At 67.5% G+C, this 21,186-nt stretch carries 19 protein-coding genes and 1 riboswitch; of the genes, 9 read left to right on the plus strand and 10 right to left on the minus strand.

What is annotated here, in order from left to right; genetic code table 11:
* Positions 1-48 precede the first annotated feature (48 nt).
* The 8 genes from gcvP to ACFWPX_RS18415 form a co-directional block, all read right to left on the minus strand.
* Complete coding sequence (gcvP, locus tag ACFWPX_RS18380) at positions 49-2,859, minus strand: aminomethyl-transferring glycine dehydrogenase (RefSeq protein ID WP_378928430.1); 2,811 nt, start codon at positions 2,857-2,859, stop codon at positions 49-51.
* 164 nt (positions 2,860-3,023) lie between these two features.
* Positions 3,024-3,123: riboswitch (glycine riboswitch) on the minus strand.
* Positions 3,124-3,207: 84 nt separating this feature from the next.
* On the minus strand, positions 3,208-3,975 hold the full coding sequence (locus ACFWPX_RS18385; RefSeq protein ID WP_378928431.1) for an MspA family porin: 768 nt from the start codon (positions 3,973-3,975) through the stop codon (positions 3,208-3,210).
* A 146-nt stretch (positions 3,976-4,121) separates the two neighbouring features.
* The gene (locus tag ACFWPX_RS18390) at positions 4,122-4,679 is read right to left on the minus strand and encodes a MerR family transcriptional regulator (RefSeq protein WP_131816826.1); all 558 of its coding nucleotides are present in this window, start codon (positions 4,677-4,679) and stop codon (positions 4,122-4,124) included.
* A 158-nt stretch (positions 4,680-4,837) separates the two neighbouring features.
* The gene (locus ACFWPX_RS18395; protein WP_067446263.1) at positions 4,838-5,311 is read right to left on the minus strand and encodes a bifunctional nuclease family protein; all 474 of its coding nucleotides are present in this window, start codon (positions 5,309-5,311) and stop codon (positions 4,838-4,840) included.
* Between the two features lie 159 nt (positions 5,312-5,470).
* The gene (locus ACFWPX_RS18400) at positions 5,471-6,259 is read right to left on the minus strand and encodes a MerR family transcriptional regulator (protein ID WP_378928432.1); all 789 of its coding nucleotides are present in this window, start codon (positions 6,257-6,259) and stop codon (positions 5,471-5,473) included.
* A gap of 70 nt (positions 6,260-6,329) precedes the next feature.
* Entirely contained in the window at positions 6,330-6,815 is a 486-nt protein-coding gene (locus ACFWPX_RS18405) for an FHA domain-containing protein (protein WP_056817657.1), read from the minus strand.
* 176 nt (positions 6,816-6,991) lie between these two features.
* Positions 6,992-7,390, minus strand: coding sequence for a glycine cleavage system protein GcvH (gene gcvH / locus ACFWPX_RS18410; protein ID WP_378928433.1), 399 nt, complete (start codon positions 7,388-7,390; stop codon positions 6,992-6,994).
* Positions 7,391-7,432: 42 nt separating this feature from the next.
* The gene (locus tag ACFWPX_RS18415) at positions 7,433-8,074 is read right to left on the minus strand and encodes a CDP-alcohol phosphatidyltransferase family protein (RefSeq protein WP_378928434.1); all 642 of its coding nucleotides are present in this window, start codon (positions 8,072-8,074) and stop codon (positions 7,433-7,435) included.
* A 116-nt stretch (positions 8,075-8,190) separates the two neighbouring features.
* Between ACFWPX_RS18415 and ACFWPX_RS18420 the strand changes: the two genes are divergently transcribed.
* The 3 genes from ACFWPX_RS18420 to ACFWPX_RS18430 all read left to right on the plus strand — a co-directional run bounded on the left by ACFWPX_RS18420 (position 8,191) and on the right by ACFWPX_RS18430 (position 11,188).
* Positions 8,191-9,588: a DUF2252 domain-containing protein gene (locus ACFWPX_RS18420; RefSeq protein ID WP_378928435.1), complete on the plus strand. Its 1,398-nt coding sequence runs from the start codon at positions 8,191-8,193 to the stop codon at positions 9,586-9,588.
* A gap of 96 nt (positions 9,589-9,684) precedes the next feature.
* Positions 9,685-10,563, plus strand: coding sequence for a nuclease-related domain-containing protein (locus ACFWPX_RS18425; RefSeq protein WP_378928436.1), 879 nt, complete (start codon positions 9,685-9,687; stop codon positions 10,561-10,563).
* Between the two features lie 28 nt (positions 10,564-10,591).
* Positions 10,592-11,188 carry a phosphatase PAP2 family protein gene (locus tag ACFWPX_RS18430; protein WP_378928437.1) on the plus strand — a complete coding sequence of 199 codons (597 nt, stop codon included), beginning with the start codon at positions 10,592-10,594 and terminating at the stop codon, positions 11,186-11,188.
* A gap of 31 nt (positions 11,189-11,219) precedes the next feature.
* On the opposite strand, the gene ACFWPX_RS18435 is transcribed toward ACFWPX_RS18430, so the two are convergent.
* Positions 11,220-13,151 carry an acyl-CoA dehydrogenase gene (locus tag ACFWPX_RS18435; protein ID WP_378928438.1) on the minus strand — a complete coding sequence of 644 codons (1,932 nt, stop codon included), beginning with the start codon at positions 13,149-13,151 and terminating at the stop codon, positions 11,220-11,222.
* 101 nt (positions 13,152-13,252) lie between these two features.
* Here ACFWPX_RS18435 and ACFWPX_RS18440 point away from each other — a divergent pair, with 101 nt between their 5' ends.
* From ACFWPX_RS18440 to ACFWPX_RS18450, 3 genes are read left to right on the plus strand one after another with little or no spacing between them, the layout of a single operon-like run.
* Entirely contained in the window at positions 13,253-13,873 is a 621-nt protein-coding gene (locus tag ACFWPX_RS18440) for a TetR family transcriptional regulator (RefSeq protein WP_378928439.1), read from the plus strand.
* A 3-nt stretch (positions 13,874-13,876) separates the two neighbouring features.
* Positions 13,877-14,806, plus strand: coding sequence for an ATP-binding cassette domain-containing protein (locus tag ACFWPX_RS18445; RefSeq protein ID WP_378914512.1), 930 nt, complete (start codon positions 13,877-13,879; stop codon positions 14,804-14,806).
* On the plus strand, positions 14,803-16,434 hold the full coding sequence (locus tag ACFWPX_RS18450) for an ABC transporter permease (protein ID WP_378928440.1): 1,632 nt from the start codon (positions 14,803-14,805) through the stop codon (positions 16,432-16,434). Before ACFWPX_RS18445 ends, ACFWPX_RS18450 begins: the two co-directional genes overlap by 4 nt.
* 52 nt (positions 16,435-16,486) lie before the next feature.
* On the opposite strand, the gene ACFWPX_RS18455 is transcribed toward ACFWPX_RS18450, so the two are convergent.
* Positions 16,487-17,986, minus strand: coding sequence for a sugar transferase (locus ACFWPX_RS18455; protein ID WP_378914510.1), 1,500 nt, complete (start codon positions 17,984-17,986; stop codon positions 16,487-16,489).
* A gap of 486 nt (positions 17,987-18,472) precedes the next feature.
* Here ACFWPX_RS18455 and ACFWPX_RS18460 point away from each other — a divergent pair, with 486 nt between their 5' ends.
* Genes ACFWPX_RS18460 through ACFWPX_RS18470 form a run of 3 tightly spaced genes read left to right on the plus strand, consistent with a single transcriptional unit; the run spans position 18,473 to position 21,185 of the window.
* The gene (locus tag ACFWPX_RS18460) at positions 18,473-19,747 is read left to right on the plus strand and encodes a methyltransferase domain-containing protein (RefSeq protein ID WP_378928441.1); all 1,275 of its coding nucleotides are present in this window, start codon (positions 18,473-18,475) and stop codon (positions 19,745-19,747) included.
* Positions 19,748-19,761: 14 nt separating this feature from the next.
* Entirely contained in the window at positions 19,762-20,538 is a 777-nt protein-coding gene (locus ACFWPX_RS18465; protein WP_378914508.1) for a glucose-1-phosphate cytidylyltransferase, read from the plus strand.
* Entirely contained in the window at positions 20,535-21,185 is a 651-nt protein-coding gene (locus ACFWPX_RS18470) for a PIG-L deacetylase family protein (RefSeq protein WP_378928442.1), read from the plus strand. Before ACFWPX_RS18465 ends, ACFWPX_RS18470 begins: the two co-directional genes overlap by 4 nt.
* Position 21,186: the final 1 nt, after the last annotated feature.

Below are 21,186 nucleotides of genomic sequence, written 5' to 3' on the forward strand. Positions count from 1 at the left end.
CCATCGAGTGTGTTGCGACGACCGATCGACCCGAGAGCGCTATGCGGTTCAGTCTTCGTAGGCATCCAGCGGCGGGCACGAACACACCAGATTGCGGTCACCGAACGCTCCGTCGATGCGCCGCACCGACGGCCACACCTTCGGGCGGGCATGGCCGATTCCGCGCGGATATACCGCGGTCTCACGGCTGTAGGGGTGGTCCCACTCGGCGACCAGGCTGGCCGCGGTGTGTGGTGCGCCGCGCAACGGGTTGTCGGTCACCGGCCATACCCCGGCGGCGACCTGGTCGATCTCGCCACGGATGGCGATCATGGCGGCGATGAACTCGTCGATCTCCTCGAGGTTCTCGCTCTCGGTGGGTTCCACCATCAAGGTTCCCGCGACCGGGAAACTCATCGTCGGCGCGTGGAAACCGTAGTCGGCCAGTCGCTTTGCCACGTCGTCGACGGTGACGCCGGTCTGCTTGGTGATCTCGCGCAGGTCCAGGATGCACTCGTGGGCGACCATCCCGTTCTCGCCGGTGTAGAGCACCGGGAAGTAGGAGTCGAGGCGGCGGGCGATGTAGTTGGCCGACGCGATCGCGGTCAGGGTCGCCGCGCGCAGGCCCTCGGCGCCCATCATCCGGATGTAGGCCCAGGTGATCGGCAGGATCGAGGCGGAGCCGTAGTTCGCCGCCGACACCGCGTGCGAACCGGCTTCGAGCGGGTCACCGGGCAGGTATTGCGCCAGGTGCGAGCCCACCGCGACCGGGCCGACGCCGGGGCCGCCGCCGCCGTGCGGGATGCAGAAGGTCTTGTGCAGGTTCAGGTGGCTCACATCGCCGCCGAACCGGCCCGGACGGGCAAGGCCGACAAGGGCATTGAGGTTCGCGCCGTCGACGTACACCTGGCCGCCCGCGTCGTGCACGAGCGCGCACAGCTCGGCGACCTCGTGCTCGTAGACGCCGTGGGTGGACGGGTAGGTGATCATGATGCAGGCCAGCCGGTCGGCGTGGTCGGCGATCTTGGCGCGCAGGTCGTCGAGGTCGACGTCACCGTTCGCGCGGCACTTCACCATCTCGACGCGCATGCCGACCATGGCCGCCGAGGCCGCGTTGGTGCCGTGCGCGCTGGAGGGGATCAGGCAGGTGTCGCGGTGGTCGTCGCCGCGATCGAGGTGGTAGCGGCGGATCGCGAGCAGGCCCGCGTACTCGCCCTGGCTACCGGCGTTGGGCTGCAGGCTCACCGCGTCGTAGCCGGTGATCTCGGCCAGCCACTGCTCGAGGTCGGCGATCAGCTTGCGGATACCCGGGGTGTCGTCGGTGGGCGCGAAGGGGTGCAACCGCGCGAAACCGGGCCAGGTGATCGGCTCCATCTCCGCGGTCGCGTTGAGCTTCATCGTGCACGAACCGAGCGGAATCATGCTGCGGTCCAAGGCGATGTCCTTGTCCGAGAGCGCGCGCAGGTAGCGCAGCATGGCGGTCTCGGTGTGGTGGCGGGTGAACGCCGGGTGGGTCAGGTAGTCCGAGGTACGCGTCTCGATCGCGGCGAGCTCGGTGCCCGTGCCCGCGTCGGGAGTCAGTGCGGTGCCGAAGGATTCGACGACGGCGGCGACGTGCGTGTCGGTGGTGGCCTCGTCGCAGGCGATCGCGACGTGGTCCGCGTCGACCAGGCGCAGGTTGATGCCCTTCGACTTCGCCTTGGCGACAACGGCTTCCGCACCGCCGGGCACGTGGGCGAGCACCGTGTCGAAGAAGGCACCGTGCACGAGGGCCCCGCCGAGACCGGTCGCGACGGCGGCGGCGTGCTCGTGCACCCGGCGCGCGATGGCACGCAGCCCGTCGGCACCGTGGTAGCTCGCGTACATCGCGGCGACGATGGCCAGCAGCACCTGGGCGGTACAGATGTTGGAGGTGGCCTTCTCGCGGCGGATGTGCTGCTCACGGGTCTGCAGCGCCAGCCGGTAGGCGGGCGCGCCGTCGGCATCGACGGAGACACCGACCAGGCGGCCGGGCAGCTGACGGGCGAACGCGGTGCGCACGGCGAGGTACCCGGCGTGCGGGCCGCCGAAGCCCATCGGCACACCGAAGCGCTGGGTGGTACCGAAGCAGACATCCGCGCCCTGCTCACCGGGCGGGGTGCTCAGTGTCATGGCGAGCAGATCGGCGCCCGCGGCGACCAGTGCGCCGCGCTCGTGGGCGGCGGCGAACAGCGAGGTCCAGTCGACGATGCGGCCCGACGCGCCCGGGGTCTGCACGATCACGCCGAAGAACTCGCCCTCGGGCAGCGCACCGGTGGACAGGTCGGCCTCGACGATCTCGATGCCGAGCGGCTCGGCCCTGGTGCCGATGATGGTCTTGGTCTGCGGGAACAGGTCGGCGTCGATCAGCAGGCGGTGCGACTTCGACTTGCCCGCGCGGCGCAGCAGCGTCATCGCCTCGGCCGCGGCGGTGGCCTCGTCGAGCATGGAGGCGTTCGCGACGTCCATACCGGTCAGATCCGACACCATGGTCTGGAAGTTGAGCAGCGCCTCGAGCCTGCCCTGGCTGATCTCGGGCTGGTACGGGGTGTAGGCGGTGTACCAGGCGGGGTTCTCGAGCAGATTGCGCACCAGCACCGGCGGGGTGAGGGTGTCGTAGTAGCCCAGGCCGATCATCGAGGTGGCGACGGTGTTCGCGTGCGCCAGCGCGGCGAGCTCTTCGAGCACCTCGTGCTCGGAGGCGGGCGCGGGCAGTGCGCCGAGGCCGGACTCGTCGAGGATCGTGGCGGGCAGCGCCGTGGTCGCGAGTGCGTCGATGGACTCGACGCCGATGGTCGCGAGGATCCGGGCGAGTTCGTCGGAATCGGGTCCGATGTGGCGGTCGGCGAACGAACGGGTCACGGGCAGCTCCAGGTCGGGCGGGTCGACCTCGTGGTCGACGGGTACCAGCCCTCCCCCTCTGTCTGTGCGCCTGAGAGATTCGGAAACCCGGCCCCGAAAATCGGTGACCGTGCCCCTTTCCCCGTGGGCGGGCAGCCGGATGCCACCGCTTTCCAGAGGCGTCGAATCACCGTGCGGTCCCTGTTGCCTGAGAGATTGACGGGGAGGTGCTGCTCCTTCGGCGCCCCGGTTCTCGCGAACCGAGGACTCTCCCGCACGGCGGCGACGCCCGTCCAGTCTAATGGCAGACAAACCCCCGCAGCACCACCGCGACCCCGCTCAGGGTGTAGCGCTCGTCACCCACACTCGCTACAGGCTGGTGGGGTCGCCGAACACGGCTCCGCTGTCGTCGACCGCGGGTGTTCTGGTTTGCACATAGGTGTATTGGCGGATGGTGACCGGGCCCGCGCAGTTGTCGACTTTGATGTGGAAGTCGCGGGTCACGATCCGCACGGTCTCGCCCGGGATGAGCGGCTTGCCCTCCCCGATATCGATGTTGGTGATGTCGCCGGGTTCCAGTTCCAACTCCAGGAACAGACCAGGGTCCAACAGGATGGAAGGCAGGATGCCGTTGAACTCCTGCACCTGTGCCGATTCGAGCTCCTGTGACTGCCCGGACTCCTGCGTCTGGGACCGCACCGTCTCGCCGGAACTCGACCGCTGGACGGTCTCCGACTGCGCCTGCTCCGTCGCCTGCCGCTGCGCCTGCTCCGTCGCGTAGTTCTGCTGCGGCCCCTCGAGCCCGAATTCCATGGTGGGATCGATGCCAGGGAGCACGGCACCGATCCTGGCCGCACAGCCGACGGAGTATCCGGTCTTGAGCACACCCTCGGCCTGCCCGTCGAGCCGTCCGTACGCGACAGTGGAGACCAACGCCTCACGGCTGGTGGGGACGTTGTTCAACGGCGCGATTCGATAGATGACTTCATCGTGTGTGCCGACGGTGAAACTGCCCATATCCGACTCGAAAGTCTTCTCGTGCGGTGGCAGATTGACGGTATCGGCGTGTGCGGTCGGCTGCGACAGAATGGCCAGCGCTGAGGCGATGTAACTCACTCTCCAGATGATTCGCAACATGACCCGGACACTAGTGAATCCGACAGCCGTTTCCCCTGCGTCGCGCGGGCGCGTGTCCCGACCGATGCGGCTTCTTATTCCCTCGTTCATCCGGCACCACACCGGTTCGGCAACGTGATGAGGTCAGCGAGGGTCAGCGCTCGTGACTACCCGGTCTTGCGGTTCTCCCGAACCTTGCGGCGGAAGGACAGCTCGTCCTCGGGACGGTCGGTGATCGCGGTGGCCCGCTCGGCGGGGAAATCCGCGATCGCGCCGGTCAGTTCCCGCATCGCGCCACCCACGGCGATGCCGAAGACGCCCTGGCCGCCCTGCAGTAAATCGACGACTTCCTCGGGCGAGGTGCACTCGTACACCGAGGTTCCGTCGGAGAACAGGGTGATCCCGGCGAGATCGCCGACGCCACGGCTACGCAGGTGATCGACGGCGATCCGGATGTTCTGTAAAGAGATGCCCGCGTCCAGCAGCCGCTTCACGATCTTGAGGACAAGGATGTCCTTGAACGAGTACAGCCGCTGACTGCCCGACCCCGCCGCGCCGCGAATCGACGGCACGACCAGCCCGGTACGGGCCCAATAATCGAGCTGACGGTAGGTGATACCGGCGACCTGACAGGCGCTCGGCACCCGGTAGCCGACCAGATCATCCGGAACCGAGTCGTCCGGGAACAAGCCAGGCTGTACGACATCCTGCGTTTGTTCTTCCACTGATCGCTCCTTCTGCCGACGTTCTCGGGTCGGAGTCACGACGGATGTTGCCCGACTTTCGAGGTTACTCCTGCCATTGTCGGACCTGCGGTGCAGTCACACCAAGCACCAAACGCCGCGATTCCCTGGACCTCTACTTAAGGTTTAGAAGATCGTGATCAGCTATCGGTCGCCTTGAAGTCGTCCGGCGAAACCGACTCGAGGAACTCCTTGAACTTCTCCACCTCGTCCTCCCGCTCGTCGGGCATCACCAGTCCCGCCTCGGCGAGGACCGGTTCCTCGGCGTAGATCGGGCACCCCACGCGCAAGGCGATCGCCACCGAGTCCGAGGGTCGCGCCGAGACCCGCAGATCGCCGTCGAAGACCAGGTCGGCGTAGAAGGTGCCCTCCTGCAGATCCACGATCCGCACTTCCTTGAGTGTGTGTCCCAGCTCCGTGATCAGAATCTTGATCAGATCGTGAGTGAGCGGACGGATCGGCGTGACCCCCTCCTGCTCGAGCACGATCGCCGTCGCCTCGGCCTGCCCGATCCAGATCGGCAGATACCGCTCCCCCGAAGCTTCCCGCAGCAGCAGCACGGGCTGGTTCTGTGGCTGCTCGACACGGATGCCGATAACACGCATCTCGCTCATGAGTAAGTCCTGCCTCCCATACTCGGCCGCCGGCCGGCACGACAGCTGCACAGCTCGCCGTATCACTGAGTCTAGGCGAATTCTGAGGCGCGTAACGGAGACGTTCGAGCCGAAATCGGTGTGTAGCCGGGGCGATACCTGATCACCCGGCCGGGTGTGTCAGCCGCCGAGGGCCGTGCGCACCGCGGCTTTCACCAGTGCGGCGTGCAGGTTCAGCGATAGTGCCGCGAGTTCGCGGACGGTCTCTTCCGCGCGTGCGCGCGCGTCGGCATCGCGGCTCTTCGCGATGGGCGCGGCGATCTGCGCGATCAGCGCTGCCTCGCGGTCGGCGGCCAGTTTGAAGGCGCGCAGATGACGTGCCTCCAGGCCGAATTCGGCCATCGCCTTCGCCGCGTGTGCGAGCGTCACCGCATCGGACTCGAAGAATCCGCCGGCGCCGGGGACGATGAGTCCCGCGCGCAGCAGATCGTCGAGGAAACGGTCGTCGATATCGGCCTTGGCGAGCAGGTCGGTCCTGGTGAGCCGCACGCCGACGTCGACGCGCAGTTGCTCCGGCCTGATCGCGCCGGGAACGACACCGAGGCGGCGCGGCGCGGCGCGGCTCACCGCCTCGTCGTCGGCGTCCGCGGAGCCGGACACACCGTGCCCGGCTTCCGCGGCCCCGTGGTGGGAGTGCGCACGGGCGCGCGCTTCACGCACGCCCATCGTCGCCGCACCACTGTCGATCGCTTCCAACTGCTCCTTGATCACCTTCAACGGCAGGTACTGATCGCGTTGGGCGGTCAGTACGAAGCGCAGCCGTTCGTAGTCGGAAACCGAGAACCGCCGGTATCCCGACGGTGTCCGTTCCGGCCGGATCAGGCCCTCGGATTCGAGGAACCGGATCTTGGAGATGGTGATATCAGGAAAATCTGGTCGCAGCAGGTCGAGTACGGAGCCGATCGACATCCCTCCGCGCGCCCACTGCGCCGCCCCTGTCACAGCACTGTGCCCTTCGCGGGCACCAGTACCGTTGGGGTCATCGCGACCCCGCGCCCGACGCCGACTCGTTCGCCTGCGCGCGCGGACCGGTCAGGAAGACCAGCCGGAACTTGCCGATCTGGACCTCGTCGCCGTTCTGCAGCTCCGAGGAGTCCACCGGCTCCCGGTTGACGTAGGTGCCGTTGAGGCTGCCCACATCGACGACCTGGAACGAGTCGTCGTCCTGACGGAACTCGGCATGCCGACGGCTGACGGTGACGTCGTCGAGAAAGATGTCACTGTCGGGATGGCGGCCGGCCGAAGTGGTCGGCTGATCCAGCAGGAAACGCGAGCCCGCGTTCGGGCCACGCTTGACCACCAGGAGGGCCGCGCCGGCCGGCAGGCCCTCGACGCCCTGAACCGGCTGTTCGCCGGTCGGCTCTGCGGAGCGCGACGCGTCGACCTCGTTGAGGAAGTCCGCGCGGAAGACCGACGTCGTCTCGGCCGCGGTTTCCCCGTAACCCGGGTCCCTGTTCTCGCTCACCGTTTCTCTCCTCCTCGAACCTGATTATCCATGCAAGCAGGTGCTGTATTCGGCGACACGACCGGCGCGATCACATCGCCAGGAAAGTTCCCGGCGTCGATTCCCCGACGTATCCGCTTGGCTTTGACCGTACCCTGCCGGGGCGTGCCCGTGCAGGGAGAACTGTGAAGGCTGCGTCAGCCCCCGATAACTCCTTGGTAACCCGCTGCATCCAGCAGTTCACCGAGGGCGGAATCCAGGGTTGACTCGTCGTCGAACGCGAGCTCGAACAACCAGCCCTCGTCGTAGGGATCGGTGTTGAGCGTCTCCGGTGACTGCACCAGATCCTCGTTCACCGCAACGACTTTGCCGCTGAGCGGAGCGTAGATGTCGGACACGCTCTTGGTCGACTCGACCTCGGCGATGCTCTCGCCGATGGTCACATCCTTGTCGACGTCGGGCAGTTGGACGAACACGACGTCACCCAGCTGTGACTGGGCGTAATCGGTGATGCCGACACGGACCGCCGTGGGGCTGGTCCGCCGCACCCATTCGTGCTCTTCGGTGTAGCGCAGTTCCTCAGGGGTCCGGGTCACAGGACGTCCTTTCATCGTCGACGTTGCACGCAACAGTATCGACTAGCTCCCGTGGTGCGGCACAGGCGGTATCGATCGCGCGACCGCGACCGCCAGCCCCGCGTAGAGCACCCCGGTCCAGACGTAGAGTGCCGTACCCCAGATCAGCAGTGCCCAGCCGAACGCCCACCCGAAACTCGCCCCCGCCCAGTCCATCTCCCCGGTCAGGATCCACGGCAGCGCCGACATCAGCGCGAAAGTGGCCGCTTTTCCCAGGTAGATCACCTCCGGCGCGGGCAGGTCGCGCCGCTTGTACACCGAAAGGGTCGCGGTGAGTACCAGATCGCGTGCGATCAAGATCACCGCGAGCCACCAGGGCAGCAGGCCGCGCACCACGAAGGCCACCAGGGTCGTCACCAGGTACAGCCGGTCGACGAGCGGGTCGAGCAACGCGCCCAGACGCGAGGACTGATCGAGCAGCCTGGCGAGCTTGCCGTCCAGGAAATCGGTGAAACCGCTGGCGATCAGCAACGCGAACGCCCAGCCGTCGGCGTGGCGGACCAGCAGCAGCCACAGGAAGACGGGGATGCCGATCAGCCGCAAGACGCTCAGCGCGTTCGGCACGGTCAGGATGCGGTCGCTGAACACGCCACCGGATTCGGTGTCGTGCGTGCCCGGCGTTCCTGATTCGGTTGCCACGCCCATGCTTACCGCAGCGACCCCTGCTCGCGCCATCCGGCCACGCCGAAACGCCGACAACTGGCGCTGTGTGTCGAGCGTGGCGCTGCCCGCCACGCGGCGACCGGCTAACCTGGGCAGTCGTGTCCGACAGTGGTATTGATCTGCGCTCCTACGTCTCCGCCGAGGACGCCCGTGAACGTGGCCGGGCTGCCAGGCAACGGGTGCCTGTCACAGAACGGGACCGTGCCGCGGAGAGCCCCGAGCGGCCGACGGTGCGCGAGTTCATCGATACCAGCAACCGTGGCCGGATCGAGCGGCTGATTCCGCTGCGGATCGGCCGGATGATCGCCTCACCGTTCACCTTCTTCCGTGGCGCCGCCGGCCTGATGGCGGCCGACCTCGCCGCCGGACCGGACAGCGGCCTCGCCGCGCAGATCTGTGGCGACGCCCATGCCGCCAACTTCGGCCTCTACGGCACCCAGCGTGGCGAAATCGTGATGGATATCAACGATTTCGACGAGACGGTCATGGGCCCGTGGGAGTGGGATCTGGAACGTCTGGCGGCAAGTCTGGTGCTGGCCGGGCGCGAAGGCGGCGTCGACGCCGACGATTGCCTGCGCGCGGCACGCGATGCCGCCCGCTCCTACCGGCGCACCGTCGACGAATTGGCCGAGATGCCGTTCATGCAGTCGTGGACCGCGCTGCCCGACGAGTCGATCCTCGCCAGCGCCAAGGCCGAAGACCTGCTCGACGACTTCAAGAAGGCCGCGAAGAAGGCCCGCAAGAACACCAGCGCCAAAGTGGTGGCGAAGTGGACCGAGCACCTCGACGATCACGAGACCGATATCCGCAAGCACCGTTTCGTCAGCGACCCGCCCGTGCTGACGCCCGTCGACGCGCCGGTGTCGGAAGCGGTGATCGACGGCCTGGAACGCTACGCGAGCACCATCAGGGAGTCCCGGCGCAATCTGCTGGCCCGTTTCGCGGTCTCCGATGTCGCGTTCCGCATCGTCGGCACCGGCAGCGTCGGCCTGCACAGCTACGTGGCGCTGTTGCACGGCAACGACGGCGAGGCGGTGGTGCTTCAGGTCAAGCAGGCGCGCCCGTCCGCGCTCACCCCGTTCCTGCCCCCGGCCACGCCACGCCACGAGGGCGAGCGGATCGTGGTCGGCGCGCGGACCGTGCAGTCCGAGACCGACATCCTGCTCGGCTGGACGACCATCGAGCTCGACGAGTCGCTGCCGTTCATCGTGCGCCAGTTCCGCAATCTCAAGGGCAGTATCGACCCGGCGACCCTGTCCGCCGACGATCTCGACGACTACGGTCGACTCGCCGGTGCGCTGCTTGCCCGCGCGCACGCCCGCTCGCTGGACCCGCGCGCGCTGGCCGGCTATCTGGAAACCGATGACGACGATGACGACCGGTTCGAGGAGTCGGTGGCCCGCTTCGCGGTGCGCTACGCCGACCGCACCGAGGCCGATCACGCCGAACTCGTCGCCGCCGTGGCCGCGGGCACGTTCGACGCCGAACAGGATTGACCCAGCTACGATGTACGCCAACGGTTCTCGGCCCGGATCGCGTGTGCCGAGCACCGCGCCAACGACCAACGAAGGGCGGTCTCCATGCTCGTGCGCGTGCAGAATGCGGCAGGCAGCGATGCCGAGGCGGCACTGATCGACTGGTTGCGAACATGGAAGGACCCGTCGAGCCCGCACGGTGTCGTCACGATCAACTGCAGCCTGTTCCACCAGGATCGGCTGCACCAGTTCGACGCGGTGGTCTGGACCCCCACCAGTTGCGTGGTCATCGAAGCGGAGACGTTCACCGCGCCGCAGGACGGCGTGCTGGAGATCCCGCTCAACGGCCCGTGGATGGTCTCCGGGGAGCTCGCCCAGTTCGCGGGTTCGGAGAAGTCGACGCCGCTGGAGCGATCACGTGATCACACCTTCGCCCTGCAGGACTATCTCGCCGCCCGCGGGCTCGGCCAGCGCGCGGTGCACGGACTCGGCCTGATCGTGCCGATGCCCGGCGCCCAGATCGACGTGCACCAGGGTTGGAGCGACCCGAGCTTCGATGTGATCGTCACCGACGACCCGCACCGGCTCGAGATGTACTTCGAATTGCTGGCCGAGAAGGAACACAATCTCTGGACGGCCAACGACGTCGCCATCGCGTTCCGCGGCCTCGGCATCCTGCCGTCCCTGCCCGCACCACAGGACCTGCTCAACGAGGGCTTCCTCGGTCCGATCGACGTGACGCTGTGGCACGGCGGGCCCACCCAGGCGGCCGCGGAGGCCTACGCCGAGGAGCAGGCCGAGCTCGAACGCCAAGCGCAGTCCCGGGGCATGGTCGCGCCGTGGTACAGCCCGTGGAAGCTGTATCCGCGAGTCGGCGGCGATCTCGATTTCGGCCGGGCGTTCCTGCGGATCACCCTCGCCCTCGGCATGATCGTGGCCATCGTGTGGGTGCTGTGGTTCCTGGTCACGGCGGTGCTCACCTACGGTCCGGCTTGAGCGGGACCACGCGGCTGTCGTCGCGTCCGTGATCGACCGTGTTCGCGGTGCCACCGTTGTCCGGGTGACGGCGATCGGCGCCGGTGCCGTACTGACCGCGGCGATACCGCTGACGTTCCCCGCGCACGGCGGCGCGAGCGAACTCGACGCCATGGTGTCCGAGGACACCGTCTCCCCCGGCCTCGCGCAGGTGCTCGTCGCTCCGAGCAACGCGCCGGTGGTCGTGGCGCTGCTCCTGGCCGCGTGTGCGTGGTTCGCGCTACGGCGGCAGTGGTGGCAGGCCGTGACCATGCTGGTGGTTCCCGAGATCGCGTTGGCGGTCAACACCTGGTTGCTCAAACCGCTGTGGGATCGCCGGCTCGACGACCATCTCGCCTACCCGAGCGGACACACCGTCCATATGGTCGCTGTCGCAACGACTTTCGCGTGCCTGGTGACCGACCGCCGGGCACGGATCGTGGTCGCGGCGCTGACCGTGCTCGCACTGGTCGCGATCACCCCCGGCATGGCCGAATTGGGATACCACCACCCCACCGACATCCTCGGTGGGGCAGCGGCGGCAGCGGCGATGGCGATCGGGCTGTGCTGGCTCTCCGATGCGCTACGGGCCCGAAACCGCGCCTAGCCCTCCGAAGGGGCAAGGCGCGGCGCGCACCTTATCGGCGGTCGAAAACGCTGGCGTCGTGCAGCATCTCGGCGCGCAGCATCGTCTCGGGCACGCCCATCGCCTCCACCAGGGTCAGCGCGTCGGGACGCAGGCGGTCCACGAGTTCGTTCACCCCGCGCCGTACCCCCTTGGCCCGCTCCACCGACATGAACCGGTGCATGATGTACCAGGCCAGGTTCTCCTCCAGCGAGGCGTAAACATAGAGGTCGCAGACTGTTTCAGCGAGGGCTTTCGCGTCCGGGTCCTCGATGGCGGCGATACCGTCGACGAACTCCTCGAGCACGAGGCGGTCGATGTGCGCGGCCCCGGCGGCCAGGATGTGGTCCTGGGCGTTGTTGAACGCCTCGAACGGGCCGGTATCGGCGGCCCTGGCGCGCAGCCGGTGCGCGGCGGTGCGCAGCAGGTAGTCCTCGCGATCGGCGAACAGCTGCAGCTGGACATCGCGTTTGGACAGGTCGCCCTCGTCGACGCTCTCGTCGTTGCGGTCGCGCAGGGTCTGGATCAGCTGACGCACACCCGAACGTTTACGCACCACGTCACCGGCCATGGTGGCGGCGAAACGCACCCAGCCGAGCGCGTCGAGGTCGCGGACCTCGTCGGAGTAGGCCGTGAGCAGTTCCTTCGCCACCAGCTGGGTCAAGACGACATTGTCGCCTTCGAAGGTGGTGAACACGTCGGTGTCGGCCTTCAGCGTGACCAGGCGGTTCTCGGTGAGATAGCCCGCGCCGCCACAGGCTTCGCGGCATTCCTGGATAGCCCGGGTGGCGTGGCGGGTCTGGGCGACCTTCAGACCGGCGGCACGCTTCTCCAGCGCCCGCTGTGAGCTCGGTTCCGTGTCCTGCCCGCGCTGGATCAGATCCATCCGGCGTACGAGGTCGTTCTGGGCGAAGGCCAGCGCGAACGACTTCGCCACCAACGGCAGCAGCCTGCGCTGATGGCTGCGGTAGTCCAGCAGCAGGGTCTCCTCGCCGGTGTCGGGGTCGGCGAACTGGCGGCGCGCCAGCGCGTAGCGCACGGCGATACTCAGTGCCACCCGCGCGCCCGCGGCGCCCGCGCCACCCACGCTGACCCGGCCACGAACCAGCGTGCCGAGGGTCGTGAAGAAGCGGCGGCTCGGGTTCTCGATCTCGGAGCTGTAGGTGCCGTCCGGGGACACGTCGGCGTAGCGGTTGAGCAAGTTCTCGCGCGGGATCCGCACATGGTCGAAGACGATCCGGCCGTTGTCGACGCCGGGCAGACCGCCCTTGAGTCCGTCGTCGTAGGTGGTCACGCCGGGCAGGTCAGCGCCGCGGTCGTCGCGGATCGGTACCAGCAGACAGTGCACCCCCTGGCTCTCGCCGCCGATGATCAGCTGGGCGAACACCGCCGCCATCCGCGCGTGCACCGCGGCGCCACCGATGTAGTCCTTGCGCGCCGACGGCGTCGGGGTGTTGATCACGAATTCCTGGGTGGCCGGATCGTAGGTGGCCGTGGTCTCCAGATCGGCGACATCGCTGCCGTGCCCCGACTCGGTCATCGCGAAGCAGCCGAGCAGATCGAGCGAGATCAGGCGCTTGATGAAGTCGCGGTGCCGCTCGGTGCCCAAGTTCTCCACCGCGCCGCCGAACAGCCCCCACTGCACACCGGATTTCACCCACAGCGACAGGTCGGTGTAGGCCAGCATCTCCAGCCCGGTGACCGCGCCGCCGGGATCGCCGGTGCCGCCGTTCTCGGACCGGAAGCCACGCTCGGGATAGCCCATGGTCGCGATGACGCGCATCTGGTCGAGCACGCGAGCCCTTGCCGCGTGGATATCGAGTTCGGGGTCGTCGGTGAATTCCTCGCCGGCGAGCTGCGTGCGTGCCTGTTCCCTGACCGTGCGCCACGGTCCGTCCAGCGCTGCGCGGAGATGTTCTGCCGTCGTCGATGTGCCGGTAGCCATGGCACCGACACTAGCCCGCCGACGAACAGTCACCCAGGCCCGAAACTCGGTTCGGGCCAAAGTCTTGCCAACGGATTGAACATGCGTTTAACATATTGAACATGCGTTCAGCCGATCTCACCACCGCAGCCAGGATCCGCGATTCCGCGATCGAATTGTTCGGTGAGCAGGGCTTCGGTGTCGGGGTTCGGGCGATCGCCGCCGCGGCCGGGGTGTCGCCCGGGCTGGTGAACCATCACTTCGGTTCCAAGGACGGCCTGCGCGCGGTCTGCGACGATCGTGTGCTCGAGATCATCCGCGACGAGAAGTTGCGCGCGATTCAGACACCGGGTCCCGCGGGGATGCTCACCGCGATGGCCGAGATCGAGATGTACGCCCCCCTGGTGGCCTACATGCTGCGCAGCTTCCAAGCCGGCGGCGCGCTCTCGGAGTCGTTGCTCGAGCACATGATCACCGACGCGGAGCAGTACATGCAGACCGCCGTCGACGCGGGAATGATCAAACCGAGTCGCGATCACGCTGCGCGCGCCCGCTACATCGTGCTCTGCCACGTCGGCGCCATGAACCTCTACCTGCAGATGCGCATGCAACGCGAAGGAAAACTCGACTACCGCAAGGCGATCCGTGAGCTGTCCGACGAGATCACCTTTCCGGCACTCGAGCTCTACACCCAAGGCTTGCTCACCGATTCCACCACGCTCGACACCCTTTTCGAGGAGTAGACGATGCCCAACCCCACCACTGCCCGGGTCATCGATGTCGCGGACCTGCGAAAGACGTTCGGTCGCTTCACCGCGCTCGACGGACTCGACCTACATGTCGGTACCGGCGAAATCCACGGTTTCCTCGGTCCCAACGGCGCAGGCAAGTCCACCACCATCCGGATCCTGCTCGGCGTCCTGCGCGCGACCGGTGGCGAGGCCGCGGTCTTCGGCCGTGACCCGTGGACCGATGCCGTCGACCTGCATCGCCGGATCGCTTACGTACCGGGCGATGTCACACTGTGGCCGTCGCTGTCGGGTGGCGAGACGATCGATCTGCTCGCTCGCATGCGCGGCGGCCTGGACGAGGCACGGCGCGACGAGCTGATCGAACGCTTCGAGCTGGACCCGACCAAGAAGGCGCGTACCTATTCCAAGGGCAACCGGCAGAAAGTCGCACTGGTGTCGGCCTTCTCGGCGAACGCGGACCTGCTGATCCTCGACGAACCGACGTCGGGTCTGGACCCGCTGATGGAACAGGTCTTCCAGGACTGTGTGCGTGATGCCGCGGCTCGCGGTGCGACGGTACTGCTGTCGAGCCACATCCTGTCCGAGGTCGAGCACCTGTGCGACCGGGTGACGATCATCCGAGCGGGCCGCACCGTCGAATCCGGTTCGCTGAACGAACTCCGCCACCTGAGCCGCACCGCCATCACCGCCGACCTGATCGGTGATCCCGGCGATCTCAGCGCGATGCCCGGTGTCGGCGATGTCGAACGAGACGGATCGACGCTGCGCTGCCAGGTCGACGCCGACCATCTCGGCGCCCTGATCCGGGTACTCGGTGACGCGGGCGTCCGCAGCCTGACCAGTGCGCCACCGACGCTGGAGGATCTGTTCCTGCGCCACTACCACGTCGACAACACCGAGACCGCGGAGAAGGTGCGGGCATGACCACTACTGTCGCTGTCCCCCATTTCACCGGAACCTCGCGCACCGCAGGCGAATTCGCGGGCACCGGCCAGATGTTGCGCCTGTACCTGCGCCGCGACCGGGTGGTCGCCCCGCTGTGGTCGCTGCTGATCGGGTTGATGCCCGCGCTGCAGATCGTCTCGATCAAGGACATCTACACCACACCGGAACAGCTCGACCACTTCGCGGCCACCACGGCCGCGAGCCCGGCGCTGATCGCCATGTACGGACCGGTTTTCAGCTCGGCACTCGGCTCCATCGGCACCTGGAAAGCCGGGGCGATGTACGCGATGATCGCGATCGCCGCGGTACTCACCGTCATCCGTCACACCAGGGTCGAGGAGGAGACCGGCCGCGCGGAACTGGTCGGCGCCACCAGCATCGGCCGATTCGCCGGCCTCACCGGCGCACTCCTGCTCACCTACGGCGCGTCCGCGTTCGCCGGAATCGCTTGCACCGCTTCGCTGCTGGCCACCGATCTGCCCGTCTCGGGCTCGGTCGCCTTCGGTGCGGCGCTCGCCGCGTCCGGTGTCGTCTGGGGTGCCGTGGCCGCCGTCGCCGCTCAGGTCAGTACCGGCGCCCGGCTCGCCCGTGGCATCGCGCTCGGCACCTTGGGTGCCGCGTTCGCGGTGCGCGCGGTCGGCGACGCGGGAAATGGTGTGCTGTCCTGGTTCTCGCCGCTGGGGTGGTGCCTGCAGGTCCGCCCGTTCGCCGACGAACGCTGGTGGGCACTCGTGCCGCTGGCCGCCCTCGGCGCCGGCGCGACCCTGCTCGCCTACCGGTTGCTGCGCACCCGCGATATCGGTGCGGGCCTGCTGGCCGAGCGCCCCGGACCGGCGGTCGCGGGCACCGCACTGTCGGGTCCGATCGGTCTGGCCTGGCGACTACAGCGGGGTTCGCTGCTCGCCTGGACGACCGGCTTCGCCCTGTACGGCCTGCTCATCGGCGGTGCGGTGAACAGCATCGGCGGCATGCTCGACGACAGCGGCACCCTGCAGGACGTGGTCACCTCGCTGGGCGGGTCGGCGGATCTGGAGAAGTCGTTCATCGCCTACGCCGTCACCATGCTGGCCGCCGCGGCCGCCGCCTACTCGGTGTCGGCGGTACTGCGGCTGCACGAGGAGGAGAACTCGGGCCGCGCCGAGACGGTGCTGGCCGCCGCGGTGGGGCGCGTGCGTTATGCGTCGAGCCACCTGCTGTTCGCGATCGGCGGACCCGCCGTGGCGCTGCTGACCGCCGGTCTCGCCATCGGCATCGTCTGGGGTGCGACAGACGGTGATCTTCCCGGCAAAGTCGGCGATTCCCTGGGCGCGGTCGCGGTGCAGCTGCCCGCGGTCTGGGTGATCACCGCCATCGCGATGCTGTTGTTCGGCGCCCTGCCCAAGTACGCGGCCCTTGCCTGGGGCGTGCTGAGCGCGATGATCGTGATCTTCCTGCTTGGCTCGCTGGGCAGCTTCTCCCAGTGGATCCTCGATCTGGTTCCCTTCGTCCACCCGCCGAAGCTGCCGGGCGCGGCATTCGACATCGTGCCGATCGCCTACCTGGCCGTGCTCGCCGGAGCGGGAATCCTTCTGGGGCTCATAGCCTTCCGTCGCCGCGACCTGCGCTGACGGCGCGAGGCCCGCGTAGCCGGGGTGGTGAGTCGACTCACCACCCCGGCTTTCAGTACGCGCCGTCGCCGCGGGTGACCACCCCGATGGTGCGCGCGATCAACGCCAGATCCAGCACCATCGACCAGTTCTCGACATAGGACAGGTCCAGCCGCACCGAATCCTCGGGCGACAGATCCGACCGCCCGCTGACCTGCCACAACCCGGTGACGCCCGGCTTCACCAGCAGCCGCCGTCGCATCTCCCCGTCATAGCTGTCGACCTCACGCTGCACCTGCGGGCGCGGCCCGACGACACTCATGTCACCACGCAGCACGTTGAAGAACTGGGGCAACTCGTCGAGGCTGTACTTGCGCAGGAACCGGCCGACAGCGGTCACCCGCGGATCGTCTTTGACCTTGAAGAACAACGGATTTCCACCGTGCCGGTCGATGAGTGCCTCCACCGCGCTGTCGGCATCGACGAGCATGCTGCGGAACTTGATCATCCGGAACGGAATTCCGTCACGCCCGATCCGCTCCGAGAGGTAGAACACCGGTCCCGCGCTCGTCACCTTCACGGCGATCGCGATGGCGGCCAGCATCGGCGCGACGAGCACCAAGACCGCCGCGGCAAAACACAAGTCGAACAACGCTTTACGACTCGACTTCGCTCGTCCGTAGCGCGGCGGATCGATGTGCAGCATCGGCATCCCCGCGACGAGCCGATTGGTCAACCGTCCCCCCGCGATGTCGACGACACCGGGCGCCACGATCAGATCGACGCCGAGCGGATCCAATGCCCATGCCATTCGCCGCAATTCGGCGGGGCCGAGATGATCGGTCGCGGCCACGGCCACCGAATCGGCCCCACTGCGGCGTACCGCCTCGAGCACCGAGCGATCGTCCCCGAGCACCGAGGGCCCGTCGGTCGTATCGAACTGCGCGCCGAGCGATCCCGATGGCACGCACACACCGACCACGCGGTAGCCGGAGCCGGGATCGCCGGTGAACGCCGTCGCCATCGCGTGCGCGGCCTCGGGCGAACCGACGACCAGCACCGCGGTGTGGCACCGGCCCTGCGCGCGCCAGCGCCGCAACCGCCACCGCCACGCCACCCGTCCAGCGACCAGCGCGAGCAGCCCGGCGGGCAGCGCGATGGCGAGATAGCCACGCGCGACCTCCACCCGGAACAGCAGCGCCAGTATCGCGAGCACACCGAACAGCCGCAGCGTCGCCGATACCAGCCTGCGGAACTCCTCGCTGCCGGTGCCGACCACCTGCGGCGTACGGCTGCCGTAGCCGTGCAGCAGCGCCAGCCACCCGGCGGCCAAGGCCAGCGACACCACGGAATAACCGACCTCGTAGGGCAACGGCCAAGCCAATGGGGGCGCGGCGGGCCCGCCGAAGCGGATCACCTGCGCGGCACCGACCGCTCCGAACACCGCGATCACATCCGTGACGACCAACCGCTGGACCAACGCGGTCTGCCAACTCTCGCGCTGCGTACGGCGCAGCACCTGAACACCGTTGACAACATCGACGTCGCCACTACCGGTGAGCTCGTAGCTCATGAACCCACACCTCCCCTTCGGGAGACGAATCGTTTCCCGATCCCCGTCGACCGGAAAGCGGCCTTTGCGGCCGTCCTGCTTCCCGTCGATTCGATACCCGCCCGCTGATTGTTACAGACCACGAGCAGGCATTCTTTCCGAAGCCTCACCGCCACAACGGATTCCAGCAGTTAGCCACATCACAGCGCAATCGGACAGCTATCACCGAATCGCTATTGCCTTTCGATATGAATGCAGGACTCCCACTTTCACAAGTGAGCGGCATCACAAAGGAATGAGGAATGGTCGCGCTCGCCAGCAGTTTGCCGGTATCGGATCGACCTGGTCGAACTCCGAAACATACCACGAATCTCTTTCTCCCCCGTACGTTTCGGGGGGTACCCCAGCGGGCCCCCTGTAACGTCTGAGCCCGTCGATCCGACTTCCGGCATGACCGGCATGAGCCGTGACAGCTTGGGTGAATGTGCAAGAAGGTGGGGGTTCCACGTGCAATGTCGACTCTGTGATTCCGAACGGCTCACGAGCGTGCTCGACCTGGGCGCCACCCCACCGTGCGAGAGCTTCCTTGCCGTCGAGGAGCTAGACCTGCCGGAGACGACGTATCCGCTGCACCTGCGGCTGTGCGAGGACTGCCTCCTGCTGCAGATCCCGGCGCTGATCACCCCCGAGGACACCTTCACCGAGTACGCGTACTTCTCCTCGTTCTCCGACAGCTGGGTCCGCCACGCCGAGCAGTTCGTCACCACCACCGCCGAGCGACTCGGTCTCGGCTCCGATTCGTTCGTCGTCGAGGTGGCCAGCAACGACGGCTACCTGCTGCGGCACGCGGTCGCCCGCGGCATCCGCTGCCTCGGCATCGAGCCATCCGTCAATGTCGGCTCGGCGGCCCGCGAGGTCGGCGTGCCGACGGAAACGGCGTTCCTGGAACCGGATTCGGCCGCGCGGATCCGCGCCGAGCACGGTCCGGCCGATCTGGTGGTCGCCAACAACGTCTACGCCCACGTGCCCGACCTGCGCGGGTTCACCCAAGCCCTGCGCACACTGCTCAGCGACGACGGCTGGTGCAGCATCGAAGTGCACCACGCGCTGAACCTGGTCCAGCTCGGCCAGTTCGACACCATCTATCACGAGCATTTCCAGTACTACACCGTCCATTCGGCGCAGCGCGCGCTGGCGATCGCCGGGCTGACCGTCGTCGACGTCGAACTCCTGGAAACGCACGGCGGCTCGATCCGGCTGTGGGCACGCCCCGACGCCGTCGCCGAACCGAGCGCCCGGGTCGCCGAGGTCCTCGACCTCGAGCGGGCGGCGGGCCTGCACGAGCCGGCCGGTTACGCCGCGCTCGGCGCCCGCGCGGAATCGGTCCGCCAGGAGCTGCTGCGTTTCCTGCTCGACTGCCGCGCGGCGGGCAAGCGGGTGGTCGGCTACGGTGCGCCGGGCAAGGGCAACACCCTGCTCAACTACTGCGGTATCCGGCCCGACCTGCTCGAGTACACCGTGGACCGCAACCCGTACAAGCACGGCCGATTCACCCCGGGCACCCGGATCCCGATCCATCCGCCGGAGCGGATCGACTCCGACGAACCCGATGTGGTGCTGGTCCTGCCGTGGAATCTCGAAACCGAGATCACCGCCCAGCTCAGCCATATCGGTGACTGGGGTGGCGAACTGATCTATCCGCTGCCGGTGCTGCATCGCGGCACCGCGATCGACAAACCGGTGGCAGGCGAACCCGTCGCAGCCGGCGCACACTCCGAATGAAAGTGAACGAACCGATGAAGGTCGTCCTGTTCTGCGGCGGATACGGCATGCGCATGCGCGGCGGATCCGACGACGTCGTCCCCAAGCCGATGCAGCTGGTCGGCCCGCGCCCCCTGCTGTGGCACGTGATGCGCTACTACGCGCATTACGGCCACAAGGAGTTCGTCCTGTGTCTGGGCTACGGCGCCGAACACATCAAGAACTTCTTCCTCACCTACCAGGAGTCGGCGTCCAACGACTTCGTGATCCGCAACGGTGCGGTGGAGCTGCTCGGCAGTGACATCAGCGACTGGTCGATCACCTTCGTCGACACCGGCGTCGAATCCGCGATCGGGGAGCGACTGCGCCGCGTGCGCGAGCACCTCGACGGCGACGAGTACTTCCTGGCCAACTACGCCGATGTCCTCACCGACGCACCACTGGACACCATGATCGAACGCTTCCACGCCTCGGGTGCGGCCGCGTCGATGATGGTGGTGCCGCCACAGTCCTCGTTCCACTGCGTGGACATCTCACCGACGGGCGAGGTGAAGGACATCGTGCCGGTGGCGCAGATGCCCCTGTGGGAGAACGGCGGATACTTCGTACTGAGCCAGGAGATCTTCGATCTCCTGCCGCCGGGCGGGGATCTGGTGGCCGACGCGTGCGGCGCGCTCGCCGGGCAGGGCAGACTTTTCGGGTATCAGCACATGGGCTTCTGGAAGCCGGCCGACACCTTCAAGGAACGCGCCGAACTCGACGACGCCTACCGCAACGGCACCCGGCCGTGGATGGTGTGGGACCAGCCGTGATCGGCTTGTTCACCCGCCCGCCGCGCCGGATCGCGGTGCTCGGCGCGCACTGCGACGACATCGCGATCGGGATGGGGGCAACACTTCTCGCGCTCACCGGTGCCGATCCCGGCGTCGAGGTGCGGGCCCTTGTGCTCTCCGGCGGCGGCACCGCACGCGAGGACGAGGAGCGTGCGGCGCTGACCGCGTTCTGCTCGGGCACCGAACCCGACCTGCTGGTCCTCGATGTGCCCGACGGCCGCGCACCGGCGCACTGGGACCGGATCAAGGACGCACTGGCTGCCTTTCGCCGTGGCGGCGAACCCGAGGTGGTGTTCGCACCGCATCGCGGCGACGCCCACCAGGACCACCGCCTGCTCGCCGAACTGGTGCCGACCGAGTTCCGTGATCACCTGACCCTGGGTTACGAAATCCTCAAATGGGAGACCGACACCCCGGCGCCCACCCTCTACCACCCGTTGAGCCATGAACTCGCACAAGAGAAGTCGCGACTGCTCCATAAACACTATCCGTCGCAGACGGGCCGTGACTGGTTCGACGAACAGGCCTTCCTCGGGCTGGCCCGGCTGCGTGGCGTGCAGTGCCACGCACCGTATGCCGAGGCGTTCGTGCTCGACAAAGCGATCATCAGATGGGAACAGACGTGAA

Origin of the sequence: Nocardia sp. NPDC058518, assembly GCF_042719655.1 — a bacterium.
Lineage (GTDB): Bacteria > Actinomycetota > Actinomycetes > Mycobacteriales > Mycobacteriaceae > Nocardia.

What these genes read in the sequence shown, in the direction of transcription:
- ACFWPX_RS18395 (WP_067446263.1), bottom strand. Translation starts at nt 5,311, where the DNA reads ATGAGCGAGATGCGTGTTATCGGCATCCGTGTCGAGCAGCCACAGAAC.
- ACFWPX_RS18440 (WP_378928439.1), top strand. Translation starts at nt 13,253, where the DNA reads ATGCGTTCAGCCGATCTCACCACCGCAGCCAGGATCCGCGATTCCGCG.
- ACFWPX_RS18435 (WP_378928438.1), bottom strand. Translation starts at nt 13,151, where the DNA reads ATGGCTACCGGCACATCGACGACGGCAGAACATCTCCGCGCAGCGCTG.
- ACFWPX_RS18385 (WP_378928431.1), bottom strand. Translation starts at nt 3,975, where the DNA reads ATGTTGCGAATCATCTGGAGAGTGAGTTACATCGCCTCAGCGCTGGCC.
- ACFWPX_RS18455 (WP_378914510.1), bottom strand. Translation starts at nt 17,986, where the DNA reads ATGAGCTACGAGCTCACCGGTAGTGGCGACGTCGATGTTGTCAACGGT.
- ACFWPX_RS18445 (WP_378914512.1), top strand. Translation starts at nt 13,877, where the DNA reads ATGCCCAACCCCACCACTGCCCGGGTCATCGATGTCGCGGACCTGCGA.
- ACFWPX_RS18400 (WP_378928432.1), bottom strand. Translation starts at nt 6,259, where the DNA reads ATGTCGATCGGCTCCGTACTCGACCTGCTGCGACCAGATTTTCCTGAT.
- ACFWPX_RS18465 (WP_378914508.1), top strand. Translation starts at nt 19,762, where the DNA reads ATGAAGGTCGTCCTGTTCTGCGGCGGATACGGCATGCGCATGCGCGGC.
- ACFWPX_RS18450 (WP_378928440.1), top strand. Translation starts at nt 14,803, where the DNA reads ATGACCACTACTGTCGCTGTCCCCCATTTCACCGGAACCTCGCGCACC.
- ACFWPX_RS18415 (WP_378928434.1), bottom strand. Translation starts at nt 8,074, where the DNA reads ATGGGCGTGGCAACCGAATCAGGAACGCCGGGCACGCACGACACCGAA.